The 2715-nt window shown below is 63.0% G+C and carries 1 protein-coding gene and 1 pseudogene; both read right to left on the reverse strand.

Annotation, left to right across the window (positions count from 1 at the left end; genetic code table 11):
- On the reverse strand, positions 1-2420 hold a 2420-nt coding region (locus HUJ17_RS13710), incomplete at its 3' end, for a CusA/CzcA family heavy metal efflux RND transporter (RefSeq protein WP_290511217.1).
- Between the two features lie 11 nt (positions 2421-2431).
- Positions 2432-2715, reverse strand: a pseudogene (locus HUJ17_RS13715) (efflux RND transporter periplasmic adaptor subunit); the annotation flags it as partial.

Below are 2715 nucleotides of genomic sequence, written 5' to 3' on the forward strand. Positions count from 1 at the left end.
CGCACCCAGGCACCGTCGGCGGCTTTCAGGCGCAGGTTGCGGATGGCCTCGGCGTTGTTGCGGGCACTTTGTTCCAGCCGCACGTAAATGTCGTAGCGTTCGTTGCCGTTGATCACCTGCCCGGCGCTGCCGCCACCGAGGCCGTTGCTGACCAGATCCATGACCTGGTTGACGCTGAGGTCATAGCGACTGAGGGCGTTGCGATCCGGGGTGACCACCAGCTGGGCTTCCCCGGCGATCTGTTCCAGTTGCACATCGGTGGCACCGTCCACGGCTTTCACGACCTGGGTGATGGCCTCGCCTTTTTCCTGCAGCACGGCTAGGTCCGGGCCGAACAGTTTGATGGCCAGCTGGGCTTTGACGCCGGAGAGCAGTTCGTCCACGCGCATGGCGATGGGCTGGGAAAAGTTGAGCAGCAGGCCGGGATGCACATCGAGCTTTTGCTGAATTTTTTCCTGCAGCTCGAGGCGATTGCTGGCACTTTCCCATTCACTCACCGGCTTGAGGCCGATGTAGATTTCCACGTTGCTCACCGGCTCCGGGTCGCCGCCGATTTCCGCGCGGCCTACCCGGCTGAGTGCGTAGGTGACTTCCGGGAAGGTCATGATTTCCTGTTCCAGTTTTTCCCCCACGGCTAACGCGGTATCGAGGCTGGAGGACGGGGCCAGGGTGACGCGCAGGGCCAGGGTGCCTTCTTCCAGTACCGGCACGAACTCGGTGCCGATAAAGGGCGTGGTGGCCAGCGCCAGGGCGAACAGCCCCACGGCACCGCCGATGACCGCTTTGCGCGCCTGCATGGCCCTGGCCAGCACGGCGCGGTAGCGGGCTTCCAGCCACTGCATCAGACGGTTGGGCTTGTCTTCCACGCCGTGGCGGAACAGAAAGCCCGCCAGGGCCGGCACCACGATCAACGCCACCAGCACGGCGGCGGCCATGGCGAGCATGATGCTGATGGCCATGGGCACGAACATTTTCGCTTCCACCCCTTCGAAGGCGAACAGGGGCATGAACACCACAAGAATAATGCTGGCGGCAAAGAACACCGGGCGCGCCACTTCCTGGGCGGCGTCTTTCACGCGCAGGGCGATGCCGCCCGGTTGATCATGGCTGCCCTCTACCCGGCTCAGGTGCTTGAAGATGTTTTCCACCATCACCACGGAGCCATCCACCAGCATACCGATGGCCACGGCCAGGCCGCCCAGGGACATGAGGTTGGCGGACATGTCCAGGCTGGCCATGACCAGTAGCGCCAGGCCAATGGAAAGGGGAATGGACAACAGCACCAGGGCCGTGGCGCGGAGATTCATGAGGAACAGCGCCAGCACGATGACGATAAACACAAAGGCCAGCAGCAAGGCGGTGACCACAGTGCCCACGGCTTTTTCCACCAGATCGGCCTGGTCGTAGAACACCTGGAATTCCACCCCGTCGGGCAGGGCCTGGCGGATGCGCGCTTCGCGATCCTTGATGCCATCGATGGTGGCTTTGGTGTTGGCGCCCATGCGCTTGAGCACGATGCCCGCCACCACTTCGCCCAACGCTTCCGGTTCGCCGTTGGCATCGCGGCGGGTCATGGTGAGCGCGCCCTGTCGGATCTCGCCGCCGAACTCCACCTTGGCCACATCGCTGACGCGCACCTGGGTACCGTCCACTTCCTTGAGGGGAATGGCGGCAATGTCGCCGAGCCCCTGCTCGCCGCTACCTACCCAGCCCATGCCGCGAATCACCAATTGCTCGGCCCCGCGATCCAGATACCAGCCGCCGGCGTTGCGGTTGTTGGCGGCGATGGCGTCCATGACCTGTTGCAGGGTCAGGTCGTAGGCCAGCAGGCGGGTGGGGTTCACGTTCACCTGATACTGGCGCACGTCGCCGCCGTAGCTGAGCACATCGGTGACGCCGCCCACCGGCATCAGCAGCAGCTTCAACACCCAGTCGTTAAGACTGCGCAGTTGCATGGCATCCACCCCGGAACCGGGCTGGGCGGTGAGCAGGTATTGATAGACCTGACCGAGCCCGGAGGTGTTGGGGCCCATTTCCGGGGTGCCGACGCCCTCGGGAATATCTTCCCGTGCCGCCTGCAGCCGTTCGAACACCAGTTGGCGGGCAAAGTAGATATCGGTGCCTTCCTCGAACACCACGGTGACGATGGACAGGCCGGTCTTGGAAATGGAGCGCACCTCGGCCACCTGGGGCAACGCGTACATCACCGCCTCGATGGGATAGGTGATCAGCTGCTCCACTTCTTCCGCGGCCAGACCTTCCGCTTCGGTGTTCACCTGTACCTGGACGTTGGTCACGTCCGGGAAGGCATCCAGTTTCAGGTTGGGCAATTGCCAGCCGATCACCCCGAGGGTGATCACCAGCAGCAACAACACAATCAGACGGTTGGTCACCGCCCAATCGACAATGCGATTAAACATGACGGTGATCCTCAGTGGTTGTGGATGTCGAAGCCGGACTTGGCCATTTCACTGGCCAGAAAAAAAGCGCCGCGGGTGACCACGCGGGTGCCCGGCTCAATGCCAGTGACGATGCGACGGTTTGCCAGTTGGCCGTTGAGCTGGATTTCCACGGGTTGGTAATGGCCCGGCTCTTCTTCCACGAACAACTGCCAATCACCATCCGGGCTTCGGGTCAGCGCTTCTTCCGGCACGGTGAGCGCGTTCTCGGGTGCGGCTAACGACAACGCCACATCGGCGAACATGCCCGGGTGCA

It is taken from the genome of Alcanivorax sp., assembly GCF_014762765.1.
Taxonomy (GTDB): Bacteria; Pseudomonadota; Gammaproteobacteria; order Pseudomonadales; family Alcanivoracaceae; genus Alcanivorax.